Below are 22,220 nucleotides of genomic sequence, written 5' to 3' on the forward strand. Positions count from 1 at the left end.
TGCCGTGACGATCCAGTTGACACCCGGTACGGCGTCACCGCCCGATGGGCGCGACGCGGCGCAGGTCGTCGCGAGAACCGAGTCGCGCCGGCCCAAACAGGTGTTGATCCTGCTGCCTGCCGTTGCCCTGCTGATCGTCGTCTTCTTCTATCCGCTGGCCGACATCGTCCGCCTCAGCTTCACTCAGCCATCTGTCGGCTTCGCCAACTACGTCGCGCTGTTCACCGACGGAGTCACGGTCACGGTGTTGACACGGACGCTGTGGACGTCGGCCCTCATCGCTCTTGTCACCGTCTTGATCGCGTATCCGTACACCTACGCCATGACGCGGGTATCGCCAAGGGCGAGAGGGCTTCTCACGATTCTCGTGCTGATACCGTTTTGGACGTCGATCATGGCCCGCAACTTCGCCTGGTACCTGATCGAGCAGCGCGACGGCGTCATCGACCAATTCCTGTCGGCATTCGGGATTCACGGAGTGGTGTTGCTCGGGACGCTGCCCGGTGTGGCGATCGCGATGGTCCAGGTGATGCTTCCCTTCGCGGTGCTTCCGCTGTACACGTCGCTATCCACCATCGACACGAAACTCATGGACGCGGCGGCCAGTTGTGGGGCGCCGAAGGGGAGGGCCTTCTTGACGGTGTACCTGCCGCTGTCGCGACCTGGCCTCTTGTCGGCGTTCTCGCTGGTGCTGATCTTGTCCCTCGGCTTCTACATCACCCCGGCGATCCTGGGCTCGGCGCAACAATCCCTCGTCTCACAGCTCATCGCGACCCGCGTCACCAAGCTCCTGGACTTCGGTGCGGGTGGTGCGTTGGGAATGGTGTTGCTCGCCATCACCCTCATCGTCCTCGGCCTCGTCGCCCTGATCGGGCGGCCCACGAAGGGAGGGGCACGTGGCTAACCCGCAGTCCCGCGAATCGTCCATTGGTTGGGTATTGAAGATCTGGGTTGCCTTGGTCATCATCCTGCTTCTGGCTCCGACGCTGATCGTCATCCCGGTCAGTTTCGGAGCGTCCAACTCCTTCGTCTTTCCACCGGACGACTGGTCACTCAAGTGGTACGCAGAGTTCTTCAGCAACCGACGATGGACGTCGTCCCTGCTGAATTCGTTGCAGATCGCGCTGCTCTCGGCGCTATTGGCGACGGCTCTGGGCATCGGTGCCGCGCTGGGCCTTGACCGCGGACGATTTCGTGGGAAAGCCGTTCTTCGTGCGGGTTTCATGGCGCCGCAGATCGTGCCCAGCATCGTTGCCGCGGTTTCGATCTACGTGGCATTCTTTCGGCTGCACCTCAACGGCACGATCGTGGGGTTCGTCGTCGCGCATACGGTGATCGCCATACCCTTCGTGATCGTCTGTGTCACGACGAGCTTGGCGGGTTTCGACCGCACCGTGCAAACGGCGTCTGCCAGCCTGGGGGCGGGACCGTGGACCACGTTCAGCCGCATCACTTTTCCACTCTTGCTTCCCGGCATCGCGTCCGGATTCATCTTCGCCTTCGTGACCTCCTTCGAAGAGGTCGTCATTGCGATCTTCCTGCAGACACCGAAGCTCCGAACTCTGCCGGTGCAGATGTACGAGAGCATCACCCTCCAAATCGATCCGACCATCGCGGCGGCCTCCAGCATGATCGTCGTCGTGACGACCGGAGCCCTGTTGGCCTGGCAATTGGCGCCCCGACGCCGGAAAGAGGTCGTACGATGACCAACTCGATCGAGACGACCAGCTCGGCCAAGACGTCCCGCGCAGTGAAGCAGTCGAACGGCATCAGTCTTCGCAACGTATCGAAGGTGTACCCGGACACTCGGCGTCCAGCCGTCGACGCAGTCTCCCTCGACATCGCCGACGGCGAGTTCATGACGTTTCTCGGGCCCAGCGGCTCGGGCAAGACGACGACACTGTCGATGATCGCCGGCTTCACCGCCAACACGAGTGGATCGATCCTGTTGGGCGGCAGGGACATCAGCCGTTGCAAGCCCCATCAGCGCAACCTCGGTGTCGTCTTCCAGCACTATGCCCTGTTCCCGCACATGACCGCCAGGCAGAACATCGCCTACCCGCTGCGACAGCGCAAGCTGTCCAAATCGCAGATCGCCCGCAAGGTGGACGACGCGCTTGAGCTGGTCAGCCTCGGCGCACTCGGCGACCGCCTGCCGAGCCAGCTCTCGGGCGGCCAACAGCAGCGCGTGGCCCTGGCCCGCGCCGTCGTATACGAACCCGACGCCCTTCTCTTGGACGAACCCCTCGGAGCGCTCGACAAGAAGCTGCGCGATGGCCTGCAACGCCAGATCGCCCGTATACACCAGGAATTGGGCATCACCTTCATCTTCGTCACCCACGATCAGGAGGAAGCCCTCACGCTGTCCGACCGCATTGCCGTGTTCAACGAGGGGCTGATCGAGCAGGTGGGAACTCCGCACGAACTCTACGAGCGGCCCACCACGTTGTTCGTCGCCGAGTTCCTCGGCGAATCCAACGTCTTCCGTGGTCGAGTGTCGTCAGGCGGCCGAATCGACTGCGGGACGTTCGCCACCGGCATCAGCGCGCATGATGCCGCAAGCGGCGGTTCCCATGCCGCCATCGTGGTCCGGCCGGAGAGGCTGGAGTTGGTGGAGCGCGATGGCGCAGTGCCGCTGGGCCAGCCGATGACGACGGCGATGGTCACCGACATCAGGTATCTGGGGAACTGCCATCGAATTGGCCTCGACTACGGCGACGGCTGCACGGGATCATCGATGCAGTTGGTGGGAGCCGCGACCGTTCCCGACGTCGGACGGACCGTGACGGTCACGTGGTCGGCGCAGCACCACACAGTCGTGCCCGTTCCTGCCGACGGCGACGACGCCTAACCTTCCCGTCGCACCAGGGGACCCGTCATTCGACGACGATACGGCGCGGCACCTCGGGCGCGCGCTCGACCACCGGTAGCGGATCTCCGTTTCCGCAAACACAACAGGAGGATTCGTGACATCTGAAAGCCAGGACGTTCTCGATCGCTGGTCGCGAATCGAGGATGGTCCGCCGGTCCTCGACGACGGCAGTGTGATCGACCTGATCGGCAGGTTCCTTGGCTCGGACGCACCGATCGACCCAGCCACGGTGACGAGAGCGCCCGGGGAGACCGACGCGAATTATCGGTTCCGAAGCGGATCGGCCGACTATGTGTTGAAGGCCGCCAACGCATCCGAGCGGGAGAGGATAGTTTTTCAACGCGACGTGTTGCACCATCTGTCGAGCACTCAGCTTCCCTTCGCGACCCCGCGGGTGCTGAAGACGCCAACAGGCGACGACTCGGTGACCGTGACAATTGATGGCCGCGACGTGATCGCGCGGGTGTTCACCTGGCTGCCAGGTCGACCGCTCGGCGAAGTGAGTGAATTGTCCGACGAGTCGATCGACGACGTCGGCGCGGTGGCGGGGGCCATGGCTGCGGCGTTGGCCTCGATCGACGATCTGCCGCCAGAGCACCAAACCCTCACCCACTACTGGGATCTCGACGATGGCATCTCGATGGTGCGGTCGTACCGCGACTCGAACGAACGGTGGGCGCGCCTCTTCGACGACGTAGCCGAGGCGGCCGAACCGTGGCAACGCGAAGGCATCCTGCCGCGGGCACTCGTACACAACGACCTCAACGCGTTCAATCTGCTTGTCACCACCAGTCGAAACCGAACGCGCGTGTCGGGTGTCATCGATTTCGGTGACGCGATCGTCACCAGCCGTATCAACGACCTCGCCATCTTGATCGCGTCGATCTGCCGCAATACCGACGAATTCGTGGCGAGGGCAGCTCGACTCGTCGCCTCCTACCATCGCGTCGTCTCCCTCGGTGACGCGGAGATTGGCGCGCTGTTTCCTCTGGTCAAGCTACGCACCGCCACCGTGCTGGCGACGACGGCCCGGCACGCGGCAAGCGACCCGCGCCACCGCGCCTCCGTGAGCACCGGATGGCTTGAGTCTCTCGTTCAACTCGACGAAGAGCTGGTTACCGCCGCGTTCCGGGCAGCGTGCGGTCTGCCCGTGCCTGTGGAGACCCGTGAAGCGCTGGCCTCGCTTGATCGTGCTGCCAAGGACTTCGTTCCGATAGTCGACGGTGCGGTCGCGATCTTCGATCGGAGCGTGCGCAGCGACCGCTACGACGGTGTCGACCTCGTGGATCCTCAGGCGCTGGCAGCGAAGGAACTCGTCCCAAACACGGTCTCGACGATCATGGTCGGTCGGTACGCGGAGCCGCGATTCACGCTCGGCGAACTGCGGCGCCACGGCCAGGAATGCAGGAGTGTCGAACTTGCCATCGAAATCGTCGCGCCGCCTGGCACGGTGGTCCGGACCCCGGTTGACGGCACCGCCACCGTGACCGACGGAGGTGACGTGATCGTCGACCACAGTGCGGCGGGCATACCGGTGTGGACGCGCTATCGCGGCATCGACGGCGCAGCGACGGGTTTGGTGCGTCGCGGTGACGCCATCGGTCGAACGGTAGCGTCGGGGACGCTCCTGGCGCAGGTCACGACGGTCGATCCGCGACGGATTGCGGTGCCCTGGTTGTGCTCTGAGTCCGAGTTTGAGGCGATGAGCCAGTTTGCCCCGGACGCCAGCATCCTTCTCGGTGACGGCTCGCCGGTGCGCAGTTGGGAGCCCCGGCTCCCTGGGAGCCTTCGGGCGCGAACCCGAAACCTCCCTCGAACGCACCCCACGTATTACGAGCAACCTCTGGACATGGTTCGCGCGCAAGGGTGTTGGTTCTTCGACGAGAACGGCAACCGGTACCTCGACGCACTCAACAACGTCACTCTCCTCGGGCACTGCCATCCTCGGGTGGCGGCCGCCGCCGTTCGGCAGCTCGGACGGCTCCAGACCAACAGCCGGTTCGTCTACGACTCGCTCACCGACTACACCGACGCGCTCGTCGAGACGCTACCCCCCGGTCTCGAGGTGGTCTACATGCTCAACTCCGGCAGCGAGGCCAACGATCTCGCGTTGAACATGGCGCGCTACGTCACCGGACGTCAAGACGTCGTCGTCATCGAGGATGCCTACCACGGATACACGACCGTCGTCGCCGAGGTGAGCCCCTCCCGCTACAAGCATTTCGGAAAGCCCGACACGACTCATGCGGTGCCGAACCCCGACCGCTACCGCGGCGCATACGGTTACGACGACCACGAGGCCGGACGCAAGTACGCAGCTGACGTCATCGCCGAGTTCGATCGGCTGATCGCAGAGGGTCGGCCGCCGGCCGCATTCATCTACGAAGCACTCTTGGCCGGCGGCGGACAGGTCGTCCTTCCGCCCAACTACCTCGCAACCATTCACGCCGCAGCGCGCGAACGCGGAATCTTGACCATCGCCGACGAAGTTCAGGTCGGCTTCGGAAGGCTCGGCTCGGCGTTCTGGGGATTCCAGACCCAGGGTCCCGATGTCGTTCCCGACTTCGTCACCTTGGGTAAGTCGATGGGCAACGGCTTCCCGGTGGCCGCGATGGTCACTACCCGAGCACTTTCCGAGCGGTTCGACGAAACGGGGCGCTTCTTCTCCACGTACGGGGGCAACCCGACTGCGTGCGTCGTCGCCCACGAGGTTCTCAGGGTTCTCGAGGATGAGGGCCTGCAAGAGAATGCCGAGCAGACGGGGGAGTACTTGCGGCAGGGGCTACGGCAACTGGCCCAACGACATGACATCATCGGAGACGTCCGCGGGCAGGGCTTCTACAGCGGCGTGGAATTCGTCACCGACCGCACCACCAAGGAGCATGCGAGCGCAGAGACGCTCGTGGTGTGCAACCGACTGAAGGACGACGGGGTTCTCGTGTATCCCACTGGGCCACATTGGAACATCCTCAAGATCAAGCCACCGTTGTCGTTCACGCGCGACTATGCGGATCTCTTCGTCGCGACCCTGGATGGCGTTCTGACCCGGGGTTGGTAGCCGACGGACAAGCGACATCCTGCGGTAGTCACCGACACTCGTGCCGTCGGCACGAGTGTCGGCGACTCGCGCATGACGCTCTCGGCGCGAGGTTCGCTTTTGGTGCGATAGCAGCCTCCCGCAGGACGAGAAGCGCCGTCAGTCAAATTGTTCGCCAAGGAGTCGTCCCGGCGTTCCGTTGACCGCCGCACTCGCAGCAGCGGCTCGGGATCGCCGAAGCCCCAGTTCCGCTGCGCCTGTGCGCGAGGCCGCCGTGGCGTTGACGCCGATCTGTCCAAGCGTGGCTCGCAGGACGTGACCGACGAAGGGGCGGACTAGACGCCAGTATCGTAGGAATCGGCGTCTTGACTCAGGATCTGTTGTCACCGTTCGGCATTCATAGGTGAGTAGGGTGTTCGACAGGCCATAGGGCAGGACCGAGATGCTGGCGGCGATCTTGCCCCAGCCCGGTTCGTCGAAGTCCTTGAAATCGCCCACCGGGACGTCGAGCCATTCGATGGTCGGTTGCCAGAACCGTCCGACCGCGCCGAAGGCGATCTCGCAATCAGGCCGTTGTCCAAGGAAGGTCCACCCCGGCAGGCTCATCTCCGGGCCGATGACGAGCGCGGGTGGTCGAGGTGCCGTCCTGCCGGACAACCGGGTTGGCAATTCCCGCACCCACATGGACAGATCCATCAGGGGCGAGTGCACGGTGAGCAGGTCGAGCGCAGATGCCGCCGCGAACGTAGTCGCCGGGTCCGCGGCTACCACGACGTGCTGTCGCATCAGTGCGTCGTACCTGGGCATCATCGATTCGAAGATGTACGAGGTGGATTCGGGCGTGGTCATACCGACGATCGTGGGCGAGTTGCGGGCTGGCCGTAAGGGCCGATGGTCACCGCTTCGGTCAGCGACGTCCGGATTGGAGCTACGTAGTGCTGTCGCTGCGCCATCTCGTGCCCGCGTTGTTCGTAGCCGAGGATGGCGAACAGGATCGGCACCAGCAGAACGGCGTTAAGGATCTGCGTGGCCACCAGGATGGTGACCAACGGCGCGCCGGGAATCAGGACGATCAGCGCGCTGACGACCGTCACGCACCCGAACACGAGGTAGAACGGCTTCGCCTCGTCGAAGGAATCGTCCACGGCCGTGACCGGTCGCCGCCTGCTTCTCACCTGGAAGTCGTGGGTGCTGCCCGGATGTCATTGCGAGGACGTGGTTTTCTTCGCATCGTCGCCCCGCTCGGCAGTGTTCAGATGGACGAAATCATGAAATCCGAGTCTGCGCATGATCTTCCGTTGATGCGGAGGGAGTTCGGCACTTGCGGTCGCCGAGGCGACGACGACGGGGGAGCTGATCGGGAACGTTTCGCCGTGAAACCGAATACTGCCGTGTTGTTCGACCTGCAGGTTGCGCAACCAGTCGGTGTGGGTGCCATAGGGGAGAGGGACGACGAAGCCGTCGGTCACGCGGAAGGCCGTCACCGGCGTGACGTAGGGCCTGCCGGATCGCCGTCCCGTGTGGTGGATTGCCGAAGCGTAGAAGTGCTTGCTACCGGCCAGGCGCAGTACGGCGGGATTGAGGAGGTGCTTGTTGAATACGCGCACGGAGTCGCGTGCCGCGCTCTTCTCGATGGACATGACACGATCGTCCCGCGCCCGAGGACGTCCATCTAGGGGCGAACGTCCCACGCTGCCATGACTGCAGGATCTGACGTGACATCGTCCCGTTCGTAGTGATGCCTTTAGGCCCTCACGAACCGAGGCGTTACGACCGACGCTGTCAACATGGACACCTTCACTCTCGGCTGGGGCCGCGGCTACGTCGCGCGCCTCGTCGGTCGAAACCAACTGGTGCGCCGAGATGATCGGTGGGAGACGCTCGCCGTCGCTCTCGTCGTGTCGGCATTGTTGTTGGCCATTCCCTTCGTTGCCGCATTCGGCACCGCGATCAAGGAGTCCCGTTCGCACGCATATGCCGAACAGGCGATCACGCGGCACGAGACGAGCGGCACTGCCTTGGCGGATGCGCGGTTGCACGTACGGGGCGACAGTCAGACTTTCGACGTCGAGACCAGGTGGATCGCCGACGACGGCGTCCACGTCGGCACCGTGGCCGTGCCGGACATGGTGCGAGTCGGGGATCACGTCGGCGTGTGGATCGACCGTAACGGCAACGACGTGGGAGCGCCGTCTCCACCAGGGCAGGCGGCTGCCGAGGCGGTCGGCGGGGCGGCCCTGTCGTGGATCGCGCTGGCGGGGGTGGCGACGGCCGGACTGTTCACCCTTCGTCGAGCGCTGAACCGGGCGCGATACGCCGCGTGGGATCGCGAGCTGATCGCCTTGGCAGGCAACGACGACGGACGCGCGAGCCATGGGCAGTGACATGAATGCGGTCGACGCCGCCTTGGCCCAACCCCTGGTGCGGGACGAGCTGGGGTCCGTGGTGGCGATGCTCTGCGCACGATTCCCCGAGCGCACGCCGCGGGAGATCGAACGGTTGGTAAACGATTCCTACCAACGACTCTGGGAGAATGCGCGTATACACGCGCACCTCATCCCGTTGACGGTCAACCGGTGTCGGCGACTTCTTTCAGGCCCCGCATCGGCTTGCTCAGGTCGTCATTTGCACTTGGCGCCGGTCCACGTCACCAACGGGACGTCCACAGGTGATGCGGCGTAGGGGCAGGTGTCACCCACGTGCGAGACGGCCGGAGATCGCCACGACCCGTCGGGCCAAATGTTGGAGAGAAGTAGTAGATGACCGACAGCCTTGTCATGCACTCTCCTCTTGATGGGGTGGCATCAATGCTCGAGGGAATGCTCACACCGTCTTGCCACGTGTTCCGAGGTTCGTCTATGCGGTGAAGAACTGGGTCAGCCCCAGTGAGCGCAGGCCCTTCCGGTAGGCCACCGAGCTGCGGTCGGCGGCAATGTTGACTTCGATGCGCGGATCGAGGGGGAGGTTCTCGGGTTTCTGAATCTCGACGATCGCCCGGTCCTCCTCGAAGATTCTCAGGTTGAAGTCGAAGATCTCTTGCTCGGGTTGATCGGTGCCGAAGTTCTTGGCGATCGGAGCGAACATCCTGGTGCGTCGGGCCGAGACAGGTGAGGCGGCGTTCATTATGCAGAGCCGTCCTCCATTGGGGAAGTGCACCACCAAGGTTGCCGTAAAGGGCAGGTGCGCTTCAAAGTGCCGCAGCCACTTGAAATCTGGCGCGCCGATCTTCATGCCGTGAGGATAATTCGACACGGTGCTCCAGTAGTCCACTTCAAAGCCAAAGGCCGTGGCGACGGGGCTGTAGTCGGGGACTTCAGCGTTGTCGGGGTCTCCGAAAGTGCCTGCGTGAACGAAGCCGAAATGTGCGACGTCGAGGAACCCTTCGACCTGGCGGCCGGCGAAGGCCGCGACGTCGAAGGCCGGGCAGGTGACCTTTTGGTAGTCGGGTTCGTCCCAACCGGGCATCGGCGGTATCGGCGCCGTCGACGGATCGGCGATGTGATGCGGGTCCGGCCGCAGACAGGTCCAAATCAGTCCGTATCGCTCGACGGCCGGGTAGGTGCGAAGCGTGAGTCGGGCTGGGATCTTGGCGCTGGGGCGGGCGGGGACGGAGACGCAGGCGCCGCCTGCTCCGAAGCGGATGCCGTGATAGGCGCAAGCCAGACTCTGCCCGTCGCCGTCACCCGCAGAGAGGGGTACGCCCCGATGCGGGCAGAGATCGTTGGCGACGACGACCTGCTCCCCAGCGCGATAGACCACCAAGCGTTCGTCGAGCAGAGTTGCGCTCAGCGGTGCCGTGGTGGCCTCGGCGGCGCGGGCGATCGGGTACCAATATCGGGCGATGATCGCGAAGTCACTCGCGTCGAAGGTGCAGTCCCTGGGGAGTTCGTCGGCGGGCAATCTTGGATCTGAATCAACGGCAGTCATGAGGCCCTCCGCAGGCGTGATGTTTTGGGGACAATGGTGCGCGGCGTGATGTGCCGTTGCATCGCAACGGCCTCGTGCAGTGGGCCCTCCGGCAGCTCTACGGTGTGCCCCGGCGAGCAGATGGACTACCACGTCGACTCCGTCGGTGTGTCGAATTCAAGCTAACACGGTGACCCTTATGTCCCGGCTGAGAAACGGCTGCCGGTCCGTTGTCAGGGACGTGGGTGCCGAGCAGTCATCCGTGGCGGCAGTCGGCGAAGCCAGTGACCCAGTCGACTCGTCCTGTGCACATGAGGATTTCGGCGCCCCGCCGCGTTCGGCCGTGACCAAGAGGGCGCGACCACCGACGTGGGCGAGGTGGGGCAACGTGGACCCAAAGGTGTTCGACTGCTCCGGCGGCTTGTCATTCGCTGTTCTCTTCCGCAGCTGCTGATGGCAAAATGTGAGGATTGTCGTCGTTGAACCAGGCTGGGGGTGCGCTTTGCACTACGACACCCATGCCAGAGGTCTGTCTCCACGTGCTGACCCAAGGACGGCGCGGTGACGATCAGATTCGACGCCAGGGAAGTCCCGGTGGCCGATCGCGAGGAGGCGGTGCGTGCCACTGTCGCGCGGACACTTGCCCCGCTCGAGATCGACTTCTCGCCTGATCGCGGCCCGGCCTCGGCGAGTTTGGAGATCACGAACCTCACCGAGCTCACCGTCTGGTCCGTGACCACGTCTGCCGTCAAGGTGAAGTACAAGGCGTTGCCCCGCGATGACTTCAGGCCGAGCCTCTTCCTGGGTCTTCAGAAGGCGGGGTCCTGCGTAGTGGATCAGCGCGGCCGCCAAATCACCTTGCGCCCAGGTGATCTGGCAGTCTGGGACTCGACGAATCCGTTCGTCGTCGCCGACGACGACGGCCTGACCCAACACAAGTTTCGTGTACCCCTGGATCGGCTGGCGTTGCCGATTGACGTGATCCGGCAGGTTGGCGCCGTGCGGCTATGTCCGGATCACCCGATTTCCGACATGGCCGTCGCTTATTTCGACCGACTGGCCACTCGGCCGGAGGCGTTTGATCGCCCAGGCGGCGAAGTGGTCAGTCAGCCTGGCGTCGACCTGCTTCGAGCGGTCATCACGACCCATCTCGACGCCGTCGACTTGGGCAAGGAGGCGCTCCAAGCCACTCTTGTCTTGAGGATCATGGAGTACGTCGAATCGCACGTGCAGGAACCAGATCTCGCCGCCGGACGCATTGCCGCGGAACACCACATATCGGTGCGGCAGCTGTACAGAATCCTGGCAGTCGAAGGCATTTCCCTGGGGGACTGGATCCGAACGCGGCGACTTGAAGGAGCGCGGCGCGAGCTCGCCGCGGCATTCCTTCACGATCCCGTGTCCGTCGTGGCCAGGCGGTGGGGGTTCACGGATGCCTCCAGTTTTGCGCGGATGTTCCGAACGTCCTTCGGTGTGTCCCCCGGCGAGTGGCGACAACTGTCCCGCCAGCTACCCGCCTGAGCACGACAGCCCGTGCCTCACCGTGTGCCGACACTCGTGCACCGTGTGCATGACCGATCCGCCAACGGTTTTGGCGTGCCCAGTTCGACCTAGGGTCGCAGTCAAGCGCCTCGCCATGGCTCGGCGCTGGAGATGACGTGCCGGAGTCGTACTCGACTGGTTCGCCGCCAAGGGATTCTGACCGAGCACACCCCAAACAGATTGGACATCGACATGACTCGACATTCTCGGAAGATCGTCGCCAAGGCGGCACTCGCGAGTGCCGCTGCGATGACGTGTGCCGTAGTTGGACCGTCGGCCGTCGCCGTCGGCGAACCCGCCGCGCCTGCGCCGGGCGGCGTCAAGCCCACCGTGGTCCTGGTCCATGGTGCCTTCGCCGACGCGTCGAGCTGGGGTGGCGAAGTCGCGGCGTTGCAGCAGCAGGGATATGACGCTCGCGCGATCGCCAATCCGTTGCAGAATCTGGATACCGACACCGAATCGGTGAAGGACTTCCTTGCCACCCTGAGCGGACCGATCGTGCTGGTCGGGCATTCCTACGGCGGATCGGTCATCACGAACGCCGCCGCCGGAAATCCCAACGTCAAGGCGCTGGTCTACGTCGACGCGGCAGCTCCCGATGTCGGCGAGACGACCGCCGCGCTCAGCGGAGCCGATTCGGTGCTGACCAGACCTCAAGGCGAACTGTTCGACCCCGTTCCGTCTTCGGGGGCGCCCGACGGGGCAGCCGAGCTCTACCTGAAGAAGGACATCTTCCTGCAGCACTTCGGCAACGACCTTCCGCCCGACCTCGCCGCCCGAGCCTGGGCCAGCCAGCGGTCCGCCTCCACAGCCGCATTGTTCGCTCCGTCGAAGAGTGCTGCGTGGAAGGACATTCCGTCCTGGTACTTCATCAGCAGCGGAGACCAGGTCATCACCCCGGGCTCGGAGTCCGCCATGGCCGAACGGGCACATTCACGAGTCACGCACTTCGACGGCGGCTCGCACCTGACCCTGGTCTCGCACCCCGACGCAGTCACACAGGTCATCGACTCCGCGATCGCTTCCGTGCGCTGAAACGACAGCATTCAATCCCGAACCGTCCAAAGACGATTGGAATCACAGTGTCTACTTACGTACTCGTACACGGCTCGTGTCATGACGGTGGCGCATGGGCAGATGTCGCTGAGCACCTACGGCAACGGGGGCACCAGGTCCATTGCCCGACCATGGCGGGACACGGAGAAGGCGCCGATCGGGACGTCAGCCACGACGATTGTGTCGCGTCCGTCGCCGACTACATCGACCAACACGGCCTCACCGACGTCGTTCTGGTTGGGCACAGCTTTGCGGGTAGCGTGATTGCCCGGCTCGCTGCGAAGACACCCGAAAGGGTGCGGCGACTGGTGTTTCTGAACGCTTTCGTCCCCGAGGACGGGACAAGCGTGTTGGACAACGCACCCGTCGCGTTTCAAGAGCTATTTCCCATACTTGCCGAGCAGTCGGGAGACAACTCCGTCATGCTGCCCTTCGAGGTGTTTCGAGACGCCTTCGTCGGCGACGCCGACATCGAAAGGGCTCGGGAGACCTACCGCATGTTGACTCCCGAGCCGCTTGGCCCGATTGTCGAAAAGCTTGACATGAAGGCATTTTACGAGCTGACGACCGTCCCCCGCAGCTATGTTCTGTGCCATGACGATTGTTCCTTTCCGCCGGGGGATCCGCAGCGAGGTTGGCTCGTCAATGCCCGACGACTCGGGCTCTTCAGATTGGTGACCATGGAAGGGTCGCACGAGGTCTTCTACACCAACCCAGCGCTACTGGCGACGAAGTTGGAGCTCGCCGGTCGGGACTGAAACACGAACGGAGACCGGCTTCATCGCGACGTGAGTATGGAGGCGGGATGCGGTTCGTCCTCGTCCATGGGGGCTGGCAGGGGGCCCTGGCTACGAGTCGTCGCGCAACTGTTAAGCCGCCGGACACCGGCAAGTCACCGGTAGATGAATCAAAATCAACGGCAGTGTTGCCAGCACGATGTTGCGAAAGGCGGTGTCCAAGCCGTTCCACCTGGTCGATCTCCACATCTGGAACCATTCGCCACCGATGTCGACGAAACCGCCGACGAACAGCGAGATGATCATCAACAGGCCGATCGTGGAGAGAGCTCGCGCGCGTTGGTGGCAGGTGCCGCGATCGATGAACCAAGCGGCGGTTGCCGCAATGAGCACAATGCCCGCGAGTGATTCCCAGACGATTATGCAGACGTACGCGGCGTTCTGCAGTGGCGACGCAGATGCCGCGCGCCACAACACATTCGGGTCGAGACCCGTACCGGGTTCGGCGCCAAAGTTGGTGGTGTCCATCGCCAACACGTGGTGCACAAAGGCCTGGTTGGTTGCGAAGTCGGTGATGTTGCCAATGGCGACGAGCATGATGTAGCCGGCATTGAGGAATACGAATACACCGATGACGACGGGCAGCGATCCAAGTGCCGTCCAACGCGGCGGCCTACTCGCGCTCACCGCGCGTTCCGTGGCCCATGTCGTCGCTGCTCCGCCAGCTCCCGCACGTGTTCGGCCCGCACGGCGTTCCGACACCCAAGCATTCAATTCCTTTGCATTCTAGGTCAATTGGTGCAGGCGTTGGTTGCCCCTCAAGCAACCAGCGCGACGATGATGACATGTGCGTGCTCCCGAGGTGCCGTTCTGCCGTCCGCGGTGGCGGCCCGTTCCTTCACGGCGTCGCAACTAGAACATACAAACCAAATCTCGAAAGTCGTAGGATGCGGCATCTTTTGGCACAGGATGAATGGGGTCTGGCACCCGATGTCTCCTGTCGTTCCATGAGCGTACCGAGTGCTCGCCAATCCGTCCGAAGTGAAAACGACTGCAAGGCAGCAGTTTCACAGTAACGGGCTAGACATTTGAGAGGGTATGCCCATACCTTCTCGTAGTCCCCTACAGAAAAGCGAGATTCACGTGTCCGAAACCAAGCTCACCGTCATCTACGACAACCCCGTCGATCCGGGCTCCTTTGAAACCGCCTATGTGGCAGAACAACTGGAGGCCGCCCGCAAGATTCCTGGGTACGTTCGCCTTGAGGCCTCGAAGGTGTGGCCGAAGGAGGATGGAACGCCGACACCGGCTTACCGGATGATTGACCTGTACTTCGCCGACTATGACGCCGCGAGCCTCGCCGTGACGACACCCGAGGCCGGAGCCTTCATTGAAGCGCTGTTTCGACTCGCCACCGGTGGTGTGCGCATTCTGATGTCCGATGTTGAAGTTGCACGAGGCTGAGCCAACGGTTCCCTGACCCGCGATCGGGCGAATGACGACATGACGACGGTGCCGGGCCGACCCCGACCCGGCACCGGAGTCGTACGACCGACTTGGGCCGCTGAAGGATTTACCCTTGGCTCCGTTAGCCTTCCGACGTTCCGAACGAGACGAGCGGATGGCTCCCGATGTGGTCGGCCGAGGTTAGCTCACTGTCGAGCAGAAACCGCAGGATGAACTCGTGCGACGTGGCCAGATGAGCACTCGTCAGGTCCGCCGCCGCGTTGGCGTCGCCTCGACTGACCGCGTCGAAGATCTGGCGGTGCTCTTCGTGGAGGTGCGCTTGGTCGCCGAACACCCCGACGTGCAAGTACAGGTAGCGGTCGGTGAGTCGGCGCAACTGCTCGGTGAGTGCCACCATCGTCGGACGGTTGGCCCGGGTGAACACCAGGGCGTGGAACGCCGAATTGTGTTCCAGCCATTGGGTGGGTGTGCACCCGGAGTCCATTCTGTCGAGCAGGGCGGCCATCTGAGTGAGCTCGGCCCGCCCGACGTTCGGCACGGCGAGGCGCGTCAGCATCGGCTCGACTGCCCCGCGTAGTTCGTAGAGCTCCTGCAGTTCGCCGATGGACAGTCGGCGGACCACCGCCGAGGCTGCGCTGACGTCGAAGAGTCCCTCGTTGGCGAGCGTCTGCAGGGCATCGCGTGCCGGCATGCGACTGACCCCGTACTCGGTGGCGATCTGCTGTTGGGAGAGGCGGGTTCCCGGGCGAAGGCCACCACTGAGGACCCGTTGCCGCAGGTCGGCGGCAACCCGCGTCGCCGCTGACTCGACCGTCATGATCCCCCAATCGCTTCTGAACTTGAGGTGAGTCTAACGAAACCTTTTGGTATCCACTTGCGACGCGCATCACACGTATGTACCGTCACGGTATACCGAAACAGAAACTCGTATACGAAGGATGAAATGACGGTTACGCATAGTCAGGCCACGGAAACCGGAGGGGCATTCTCCGGTCCCACCGGGTTGCTCATCGGCGGTCGGATCGTCGACGGGCATGCCGAGCCCATCGCCGTGACCAATCCGGCCACCGGTGAGGTGATCGTCGAGGTCGCCAGCGCAAGCCGGGACGACATCGACGATGCCGTCAACGCCGCCCACGAGGCGTTCCGCGATGGGCCGTGGCGCACCATGGCGATCCAGGACCGAGCGCGGTTGATCCACCGCTTCGCCGACGGGATCGAGGCGAACATGGACACGCTGTACCGCTTGGAGACCCTCAACAACGGGCGACCGATTACCGAGACCAAGGCCCAGATCAACCGGCTCGCCGAGTGGTACCGCTACAACGCGGCACTTCTGCTGGCCGATCGCACGTCGGTCGTGCCTCTACGCGGTGACTACCACTCCTACACGACGCGCTTTCCTCTCGGCGTCGTGGCGATTCTCGCGTCGTTCAACCACCCCTTGATGATCGCGTCCAAGAGCCTGGCGCCCGCGCTCGCGACGGGCAACACCGTGGTGCTCAAGCCATCCGAACAGACGCCGTTGACGGCGTTGATGATTGGTCAGATCGCGCTCGAGGCCGGGATTCCCGCCGGCGTCCTCAACGTGACGACCGGTCTCGGGCCCACCGCTGGTGCCGCACTGACCGAGCACCCCTTGGTCAAGAAGGCCGTCTTCACGGGCGGTACCGAGCCGGGGCGCACCATCGCCGTCGCGACGGCCAAACGGTTCGCCAAGGCCACGCTCGAGCTGGGCGGCAAGTCTCCAGTCCTGATCTTCGACGACACGCCCGTCGACGTGGCCGCTCGAGGTGCCGCATTCGGCGGTTTCGTCGGTGCGGGACAAACCTGCATCGCCGGGAGTCGACTGCTCATCCAGCGAACCATCTACGACGACGTCGTCGAGGAACTCGCCAGGGTCGCCGCGTCGATCCGCATCGGTGATCCCGCCGACGCTGCCACGCAGTTGGGTCCCGTGATCTCCGAGCGGGCACGGCAACGCATCCTGGGGTACGTCGACGCCGCCGTCGGCGACGGCGCACGATTGGTCACCGGTGGCCGCGCGGCCACGGTGCCCGGCCTTCCGGGCGGGTTCTTCATCGAGCCGACGGTCCTCGCCGACGTGTCCAACGACATGCGGATCGCCCGCGAGGAGATCTTCGGTCCCGTCGTCGTCGCCATCCCCTTCGACGACGAGGCCGAGGCGATCGCGTTGGCCAACGACTCCGACTTCGGCCTGGGCTCTGCCATCTGGACCCGGGACGTCGCCCGCGCCCACCGGGTTGCCGGCCAGCTCGAGACCGGCATGGTGTGGATCAACGATCATCACCGACTGGACCCGTCCTCACCGTGGGGCGGCGTGCGAGAAAGTGGTGTCGGCCGGGAAGGCGGGTGGGAGTCCTTCAACGACTTCACCCACGTGCGTGCCGTCACCGTCCGCATCGCTGCGGACGACGTGGACTGGTACGGCGGGGTCGCCACGGATCGGCTGAACTGAGATGACGGAACTCAAGATCGACGAATGCCGCGACGGCGTGGTCGACGTGGTGATCGACCGGGCGCCGGACAACCTCATGAGCGTCGAAATGTGCGCGCAACTAACGGCATTGGCGACGGATCCGCCAGCGGACGCACACATCCTGCGGCTGCGCGCCATCGGAGGAATGTTCTGCGGTGGACGCGACCGTGCCGGCACCGATCCCGCAGACCTCGTCGCCGAGACGCGCGTGCTCGCCGGGCTACATCGGGCCCTGCGGGAGAGTCGGCTGGTGTCGATCGCCGAGGTGCACGCCGACGCGGCAGGATTCGGGGTCGGTCTCATCGCCGCCTGCGACGTCTCGGTCGCGGTGCGCGATGCCGCCTTCTGGTTCCCCGAGGTGGGGATAAACCTGGCTCCCGCTCTGGTTCTCGCGTGGCTGCCCCGAATGGTGGGCGACCGAGATGCGTTCTGGCTCACCGCGACAGGTGAGCGGATTTCGGCGGATCGAGCAGAACGACTCGGGCTGATCAACGAGGTCGTCGCCGACGCCAACGCGCTCACCGAGACCGTCACCCGACGGATCACCGCTCTGCGCACCCGTAATCCGCGCATCCACGCCGAGATCAAGTCGATGATTCGCACGTTCAATGCGCTCGACGAGAACCAGGCGCTTGAGACGAGCATTCACCGCCTCACGGTGGGTGCGCTTCGCCGGCACGAGGGCACGTCCGCGGCCGGCACGCCGTCCTGACCTGACCTGACCACATCGCGACATCGGGCAAAGGAGCCTTCGTGACCATCGGAAAGACCGCGCAACCTTGGCACCGGGACATCACCCGTTACCAATGGTCCGTCCTCGCAGCCACCACGTTGGGCTGGGCTCTGGACGGCTTCGACTACACCCTGTTCACCCAGGTGGTCGGGCCGGCCACGGCCGACCTCATCGGGCAACCGTCGACCTTTCACAGCGGTCTGGCCGTCACCGTGTTCCTGGTCGGCTGGGCGCTTGGTGCGATCACCCTCGGAGTGGTTGCCGACTACGTCGGCCGGGTCCGGGTGCTCATCGCCGGGGTGCTGCTGTACTCGGTGTTCACGGCGCTGGCCGTGATCGTCCCGAATTACGAACTGTTCCTGGCGTTCCGATTCGTCGCAGGCATCGGTTCGGGCGTCGAACTCCCCATCGGCGCCGCGCTGGTGGCGGAGGCGTGGTCGAGGAGTCGGCACCGGGCCAAGGCCAGCGGCATCATGATGTCCGGCCTGGCCTGGGGCGCGCTGCTGGCGGCCCTCGTGTACAGCCTCGCCGGTTCTCTGGGCTGGCGCTGGGTCATGGCCTTCGGCGTGCTGCCTGCTCTGCTGGTGCTCTACATCCGCCGCAACGTGCACGAGCCCGAGACGATGGTGGCCGTGAAGGCGGCGCGCAAGGAACGTAAGGCGCAGCGCGTCGCGGGGGCGGCGCGCCTTGAGGCCGACCGATTCGTGCTGACCCGCCTGTTCACCCGGCCGCTCCTTTCCACCACTTTGGCGTGCACACTGATCTGCATCGGAGCGCTCTTCGCCTTCTGGGGAGTGACCACCTGGACGCCACAGAACATTCGCGAGGTGGTGGCCGCCGACGGCATCACCGGCGCCGGTGCCGTCTCGGCGGTGGCCTGGGGCACCACGATGCTCAACGTCGGCGGGATAATCGGTTACACCACATGGGGATTCATCGCGGAGAAAATCGGCCGCAAGAAGACCTACCTGATGAGCATCACGGTCGGTCTCGTCTCGGTCTGCATCCTCTATCCGTTCGGGCACACGTTCACCATGTACATGTGGTTGCTGCCCGTCGTCGGGTTCGGTGTGTTCGGCGTCCTTAGCGGAAATGCCGTGTACTTCCCCGAACTGTTCGGCCCCTCGGTGCGAGCGTCGGCAATGGCCGTGACCAACAGCATCGGCAGGCTGTGCACCGCTGCCGGCCCTCTTGTCGCCGGGCTGATCGCCACGAGCTGGTTCGGCGGGAGCATTGCGATGGCGACCACGGTGGTCTCGGCCCTGATCGTCATCTCGTTGATTGGGTTGATGCGACTGCCGGAGACGCACGGGCGGTTCGTCCACGGCGAAATCACAACTCCCGAGGCCGCGGTCAGCGACTCCGGTGCGCCGACGGTGTCGGGGCGCACCGAGAGCTGAGGTGCCAGTCCGGCTCTAGTGCGCCGAGCCGGCAGGCGGCATCCGGCGGACCCGCACATCCGGGAACGTCGGCACCTCGAATCTGGCGTGCACCACGGTCTGGTCGCACGTGTTCCTGGCGTGCTCCGCGATCTCACCGAGGGTGGTCACCCACATGCCGTCCATCGCCTTGACGGTCTCGATCAGTCGCTCAAGAGCCACGGCCTTCGACGGACGCCCGGAGATGAAGGGGTGGTTGGTCAGCACGAAGCATCCGCCCTCGAGGTGGTGGGCCTCGGCCTCCAACGTCCACATCTCGAGCACCTTGGCGGGAGCTCACCCAGCGCACGGGGGAGACGACCGCATTGGTGATCTGGAACGGACACGAATCCGTCGTCGTGGAGGAGGTGCAGAGCCCCAAGCAGGTCAAGCACACCGCCCCGGTGGGGACTCGATATGACACCCACCAGAGTTCCTCGGTGCAGGTGTTCCTCTCGGAGATGCCCTCGGCGGACGTCCGTCGTCTGTTCGAGCGACGGCAGATCGTCGGCCCGGACGGTGCGGACGCCGTGGACGCCTATCTCGACGAGCTGGACGGGGCGCGTCGACGCGGCTATGCCGTCAACGACGGCCAAACCTCGTTGGAGGAGGTCGGGATCGCCGCACCGGTTCACGACCACCGCGGCGTCCTGGTCGCCGCGGCCATGCTCTCGGCGCCCCGGTTCCGGGTTCCCGCCGGAATGCTCGACCAACTGGGAGGCGCCGTCGCCGACGCCGCCCGTCGGGTTTCGCTACGCCTCGGCTCGCCTGCGCCCGCAAGCGGCTGACCGGTACGCGCCCTACCCGGTCACCCCGCCGGCGTCACATCCGCGCCGGACCCCTTGATCGACGCCTTGGCGCGCTTCTCGGCTCGGACAGCCCTGGTGCCACGCATGAATCCGGTCGCCGAGACCGCGGCCGCCATCAGAGCCGACTCCCCGGCGATGAACGGGTGGAAGCCGACACCGGCGCCGCCGCGGCCCTTCACTGGGATGTCGGCGACTTCGGTGACCTTCCAACCCTTTTCGGAGATCGACAGGATGGCTTCGCCGTTCTCGCACGTGAGCGGCAGGGCGGCGATCACTTCGTCGCCGTCGGCCGCCAGCTTCACGCCGGCCACGCCGTTTCCTGCCGCGCCCTGCGGATTCACTGCGGCAGGGTCGACGCGCAGCACCTTCCCGCGGCGCGTCACCAATGCCAGATGTGACCCGGGAGCCATCACCCCGGATCGCAGGAGCCCGTTGATGTCGGGTGCCACCGGGATGTCGCGGATCTTGTACGGCAGGCCGCCACCGGTGGTGAACTTGATTCGTCCGTCGGTCCAGACGGCCCAGCCGAGCCCCGAGGTCAGCAGCTCGCCGTGGCTGTCGGAGAACACGCCGCGGTCGTCGAGTCGCCACGCGGTGTTGACCTTGCGCTCGCGGGCGCCGTCCTCGTCCGAACTGGACGTCACCGGCACCGCTTCCAAGTCCAGCACCGTACGTCGGTCGAACTCGGGGCCCTTGAACAGTTTGGCGGTCTCGACGAGTTCCTTGTCGATCACCACCCGGCGCGCATCGGGGTTGCCCACCAACTCGGTCAGCTCGGCGAACTCGGCGTCCAGCTTCTCCGCTTCGGCCTGCAGCTCGATCACGTCGAGTTTCGTCAGGCGCCGAAGTTGCAGCGCCAGAACGTAATCAGCCTGGACGGCATCAATCCCGAAACGCTCCTGGAGCCCCTGGCGGGCCTCGTCGACGGTGTCGGAGTTTCGAATGACCGCGACGGCGGCGTCGATGTCGAGGTGGATGGTCATCAGGCCGGTCACCAGGTGGCGCCGGTCGGTGACCTTGTCCAGCCGATACTCGCTGCGCCGCAACACCACTGAATCGCGCAGGTGCAGGAAGGCGCCGATCAGCTCACGCACCGTCCACCAGCGCGGCACCCGGTCCTCGTCGAGCGCGACCAGGCTCGCCGCGAACGTCGACTCCAGCGGTGTCAGGGCGAGCAGCTGGTCGCGGATCGTCTCGGCACTGTGGCCACGTTTGGCGGTCACCACGATGCGCAGCCCGTTGCGGCGATCGGTCAGGTCGGACATGTCGGCGACACCCGACATCTCGCCCGACTCGACCAGCGCCCGGATGCGTTCTTGCACAGTGTTACTCGCGACGCCAGGCGGTAGCTCGGTGACGACGACGTTCTTCCCGTCCACCGACACCGTCCCGCGGACCGTGAGCTGCCCGCGCCCGGTGGTGATGTACTCCCGCAGCCCGGCCGTGCCCACCACGGTGGAACCGCAGCCCCAGTCGGGGCCGGGGATGAGTTTCATCAGTCTGTCGTCGGTCATGTTCGGGGTCTTCAGAAGTGCCCGGCAGGCGGCCATGATCTCGCGCGGATTGTGGGCCGGCACCTTGGTGGCCCAGCCCTCGGCGATGCCGACGGCACCGTTGCAGAGCAGTACCGGCCACTGCGCGGGCAGCACCGTCGGCTCGACCCATTCCCCGTCGAAGGTCGGGACCATGGGCACCGCATGGTCGTTGAGTTCGGCGGTCAGTGCGGCACCGGGTGCCGACAGCCGCATCTCGGTGTAGCGATCGGCGGCGGGGATGTCACCTTGGATGCGGGGGAAAGCGCCCTGTCCGTCAATGACCTTCACGCGCTGGAACTCGGCGGCCATCAGCGCCGCCGCCCCGTACATCGACGCGCCGCCGTGTGGGTGCAGGTTGCCGGTGACGGCCGAGCAGACCTTGGAGGACTTCTGCGGCTTGTTGCCGGGCAGCAGTCGGGAGTCGAACATCTGATAGAGCAGTCGGCGCTGGCCCGGCTTGAGCCCGTCGAACGCGGACGGGATGGCGCGGTCGCTGACGCTGTAGAGCGCGAAGGTGAGCTGGTAGTGGTTCCAGTAGTCGTCGGCGCTCTGCTCGAGCACCAGATCCGGATTCTGGTCGGGAACATCAAGGGTGGCGGTCACGTGTT

22 protein-coding genes are annotated in these 22,220 nt (G+C 64.8%); 14 read left to right on the forward strand and 8 right to left on the reverse strand.

Going from position 1 to position 22,220, the window contains the following annotated elements; all coding sequences use genetic code 11:
• The first annotated feature begins 4 nt into the window (after positions 1-4).
• From B1790_RS05545 to B1790_RS05560, 4 genes are all read left to right on the forward strand, one after another.
• Positions 5-904: an ABC transporter permease gene (locus B1790_RS05545; protein ID WP_198951921.1), complete on the forward strand. Its 900-nt coding sequence runs from the start codon at positions 5-7 to the stop codon at positions 902-904.
• Positions 897-1,706, forward strand: a complete 810-nt coding sequence (locus tag B1790_RS05550; RefSeq protein WP_079922216.1) for an ABC transporter permease — start codon at positions 897-899, stop codon at positions 1,704-1,706. The genes B1790_RS05545 and B1790_RS05550 overlap by 8 nt, the downstream gene beginning before the upstream one ends.
• A complete protein-coding gene (locus B1790_RS05555) occupies positions 1,703-2,851 on the forward strand; it encodes an ABC transporter ATP-binding protein (RefSeq protein WP_079922217.1) in 1,149 nt (382 codons plus the stop codon). Before B1790_RS05550 ends, B1790_RS05555 begins: the two co-directional genes overlap by 4 nt.
• Positions 2,852-2,966: 115 nt before the next feature.
• The gene (locus B1790_RS05560) at positions 2,967-5,930 is read left to right on the forward strand and encodes an aminotransferase class III-fold pyridoxal phosphate-dependent enzyme (RefSeq protein WP_079922218.1); all 2,964 of its coding nucleotides are present in this window, start codon (positions 2,967-2,969) and stop codon (positions 5,928-5,930) included.
• A gap of 138 nt (positions 5,931-6,068) precedes the next feature.
• Here the strand turns inward: B1790_RS05560 and B1790_RS05565 are convergent, their stop codons facing one another.
• Genes B1790_RS05565 through B1790_RS05575 form a run of 3 tightly spaced genes read right to left on the reverse strand, consistent with a single transcriptional unit; the run spans position 6,069 to position 7,549 of the window.
• Complete coding sequence (locus tag B1790_RS05565; RefSeq protein WP_079922219.1) at positions 6,069-6,758, reverse strand: hypothetical protein; 690 nt, start codon at positions 6,756-6,758, stop codon at positions 6,069-6,071.
• On the reverse strand, positions 6,755-7,054 hold the full coding sequence (locus tag B1790_RS34955; protein ID WP_079922220.1) for a hypothetical protein: 300 nt from the start codon (positions 7,052-7,054) through the stop codon (positions 6,755-6,757). The genes B1790_RS05565 and B1790_RS34955 overlap by 4 nt, the downstream gene beginning before the upstream one ends.
• Before the next feature lie 57 nt (positions 7,055-7,111).
• Positions 7,112-7,549, reverse strand: a complete 438-nt coding sequence (locus tag B1790_RS05575; RefSeq protein WP_079922221.1) for a nitroreductase family deazaflavin-dependent oxidoreductase — start codon at positions 7,547-7,549, stop codon at positions 7,112-7,114.
• A 147-nt stretch (positions 7,550-7,696) separates the two neighbouring features.
• Between B1790_RS05575 and B1790_RS05580 the strand changes: the two genes are divergently transcribed.
• Both B1790_RS05580 and B1790_RS35775 read left to right on the forward strand, forming a co-directional pair.
• Complete coding sequence (locus tag B1790_RS05580) at positions 7,697-8,293, forward strand: hypothetical protein (protein WP_079922222.1); 597 nt, start codon at positions 7,697-7,699, stop codon at positions 8,291-8,293.
• A gap of 1 nt (position 8,294) precedes the next feature.
• Complete coding sequence (locus B1790_RS35775) at positions 8,295-8,591, forward strand: three-helix bundle dimerization domain-containing protein (protein WP_369832292.1); 297 nt, start codon at positions 8,295-8,297, stop codon at positions 8,589-8,591.
• 174 nt (positions 8,592-8,765) lie between these two features.
• On the opposite strand, the gene B1790_RS05585 is transcribed toward B1790_RS35775, so the two are convergent.
• Complete coding sequence (locus B1790_RS05585; RefSeq protein ID WP_079922223.1) at positions 8,766-9,836, reverse strand: aromatic ring-hydroxylating dioxygenase subunit alpha; 1,071 nt, start codon at positions 9,834-9,836, stop codon at positions 8,766-8,768.
• Positions 9,837-10,376: 540 nt separating this feature from the next.
• Between B1790_RS05585 and B1790_RS05590 the strand changes: the two genes are divergently transcribed.
• The 3 genes from B1790_RS05590 to B1790_RS05600 all read left to right on the forward strand — a co-directional run bounded on the left by B1790_RS05590 (position 10,377) and on the right by B1790_RS05600 (position 13,171).
• A complete protein-coding gene (locus B1790_RS05590; RefSeq protein ID WP_079922224.1) occupies positions 10,377-11,336 on the forward strand; it encodes a helix-turn-helix domain-containing protein in 960 nt (319 codons plus the stop codon).
• A 213-nt stretch (positions 11,337-11,549) separates the two neighbouring features.
• Positions 11,550-12,392, forward strand: a complete 843-nt coding sequence (locus B1790_RS05595; RefSeq protein ID WP_079922225.1) for an alpha/beta fold hydrolase — start codon at positions 11,550-11,552, stop codon at positions 12,390-12,392.
• Positions 12,393-12,439: 47 nt separating this feature from the next.
• A complete protein-coding gene (locus tag B1790_RS05600; protein ID WP_079922226.1) occupies positions 12,440-13,171 on the forward strand; it encodes an alpha/beta hydrolase in 732 nt (243 codons plus the stop codon).
• 111 nt (positions 13,172-13,282) lie between these two features.
• Here B1790_RS05600 and B1790_RS05605 read toward each other — a convergent pair whose 3' ends face one another.
• On the reverse strand, positions 13,283-13,912 hold the full coding sequence (locus tag B1790_RS05605; RefSeq protein WP_369832288.1) for a DUF2165 domain-containing protein: 630 nt from the start codon (positions 13,910-13,912) through the stop codon (positions 13,283-13,285).
• A gap of 381 nt (positions 13,913-14,293) precedes the next feature.
• On the opposite strand from B1790_RS05605, the gene B1790_RS05610 reads away from it, so the two are divergent.
• Complete coding sequence (locus B1790_RS05610; RefSeq protein ID WP_079922227.1) at positions 14,294-14,614, forward strand: EthD family reductase; 321 nt, start codon at positions 14,294-14,296, stop codon at positions 14,612-14,614.
• A gap of 124 nt (positions 14,615-14,738) precedes the next feature.
• On the opposite strand, the gene B1790_RS05615 is transcribed toward B1790_RS05610, so the two are convergent.
• Positions 14,739-15,434: a GntR family transcriptional regulator gene (locus tag B1790_RS05615; protein WP_079922228.1), complete on the reverse strand. Its 696-nt coding sequence runs from the start codon at positions 15,432-15,434 to the stop codon at positions 14,739-14,741.
• 126 nt (positions 15,435-15,560) lie between these two features.
• On the opposite strand from B1790_RS05615, the gene B1790_RS05620 reads away from it, so the two are divergent.
• Genes B1790_RS05620 through B1790_RS05630 form a run of 3 tightly spaced genes read left to right on the forward strand, consistent with a single transcriptional unit; the run spans position 15,561 to position 19,250 of the window.
• Positions 15,561-17,096 (forward strand): aldehyde dehydrogenase, encoded by a 1,536-nt coding sequence (locus B1790_RS05620; RefSeq protein ID WP_079922229.1) that lies wholly within the window; start codon positions 15,561-15,563, stop codon positions 17,094-17,096.
• Position 17,097: 1 nt separating this feature from the next.
• Positions 17,098-17,829 carry an enoyl-CoA hydratase/isomerase family protein gene (locus B1790_RS05625; protein ID WP_233164948.1) on the forward strand — a complete coding sequence of 244 codons (732 nt, stop codon included), beginning with the start codon at positions 17,098-17,100 and terminating at the stop codon, positions 17,827-17,829.
• A gap of 41 nt (positions 17,830-17,870) precedes the next feature.
• Positions 17,871-19,250, forward strand: a complete 1,380-nt coding sequence (locus B1790_RS05630; RefSeq protein ID WP_079922230.1) for an MFS transporter — start codon at positions 17,871-17,873, stop codon at positions 19,248-19,250.
• A 15-nt stretch (positions 19,251-19,265) separates the two neighbouring features.
• On the opposite strand, the gene B1790_RS05635 is transcribed toward B1790_RS05630, so the two are convergent.
• Positions 19,266-19,544, reverse strand: a complete 279-nt coding sequence (locus B1790_RS05635; RefSeq protein ID WP_233164949.1) for a hypothetical protein — start codon at positions 19,542-19,544, stop codon at positions 19,266-19,268.
• Positions 19,545-19,597: 53 nt separating this feature from the next.
• Between B1790_RS05635 and B1790_RS05640 the strand changes: the two genes are divergently transcribed.
• Complete coding sequence (locus B1790_RS05640; RefSeq protein WP_233164950.1) at positions 19,598-20,056, forward strand: IclR family transcriptional regulator; 459 nt, start codon at positions 19,598-19,600, stop codon at positions 20,054-20,056.
• 20 nt (positions 20,057-20,076) lie between these two features.
• On the opposite strand, the gene B1790_RS05645 is transcribed toward B1790_RS05640, so the two are convergent.
• A complete protein-coding gene (locus B1790_RS05645) occupies positions 20,077-22,215 on the reverse strand; it encodes a DNA gyrase subunit A (RefSeq protein WP_079922232.1) in 2,139 nt (712 codons plus the stop codon).
• Positions 22,216-22,220: the final 5 nt, after the last annotated feature.

This window comes from Mycobacterium sp. AT1 (assembly GCF_002043095.1).
Taxonomy (GTDB): Bacteria; Actinomycetota; Actinomycetes; order Mycobacteriales; family Mycobacteriaceae; genus Mycobacterium.

Excerpts from the sequence above, each read along its gene's own strand:
- B1790_RS05555 (WP_079922217.1), top strand. The coding sequence starts at position 1,703 with ATGACCAACTCGATCGAGACGACCAGCTCGGCCAAGACGTCCCGCGCA.
- B1790_RS05565 (WP_079922219.1), bottom strand. The coding sequence starts at position 6,758 with ATGACCACGCCCGAATCCACCTCGTACATCTTCGAATCGATGATGCCC.
- B1790_RS05575 (WP_079922221.1), bottom strand. The coding sequence starts at position 7,549 with ATGTCCATCGAGAAGAGCGCGGCACGCGACTCCGTGCGCGTATTCAAC.
- B1790_RS05580 (WP_079922222.1), top strand. The coding sequence starts at position 7,697 with ATGGACACCTTCACTCTCGGCTGGGGCCGCGGCTACGTCGCGCGCCTC.
- B1790_RS35775 (WP_369832292.1), top strand. The coding sequence starts at position 8,295 with ATGAATGCGGTCGACGCCGCCTTGGCCCAACCCCTGGTGCGGGACGAG.
- B1790_RS05585 (WP_079922223.1), bottom strand. The coding sequence starts at position 9,836 with ATGACTGCCGTTGATTCAGATCCAAGATTGCCCGCCGACGAACTCCCC.
- B1790_RS05595 (WP_079922225.1), top strand. The coding sequence starts at position 11,550 with ATGACTCGACATTCTCGGAAGATCGTCGCCAAGGCGGCACTCGCGAGT.
- B1790_RS05615 (WP_079922228.1), bottom strand. The coding sequence starts at position 15,434 with ATGACGGTCGAGTCAGCGGCGACGCGGGTTGCCGCCGACCTGCGGCAA.
- B1790_RS05620 (WP_079922229.1), top strand. The coding sequence starts at position 15,561 with ATGACGGTTACGCATAGTCAGGCCACGGAAACCGGAGGGGCATTCTCC.
- B1790_RS05625 (WP_233164948.1), top strand. The coding sequence starts at position 17,098 with ATGACGGAACTCAAGATCGACGAATGCCGCGACGGCGTGGTCGACGTG.
- B1790_RS05635 (WP_233164949.1), bottom strand. The coding sequence starts at position 19,544 with ATGTGGACGTTGGAGGCCGAGGCCCACCACCTCGAGGGCGGATGCTTC.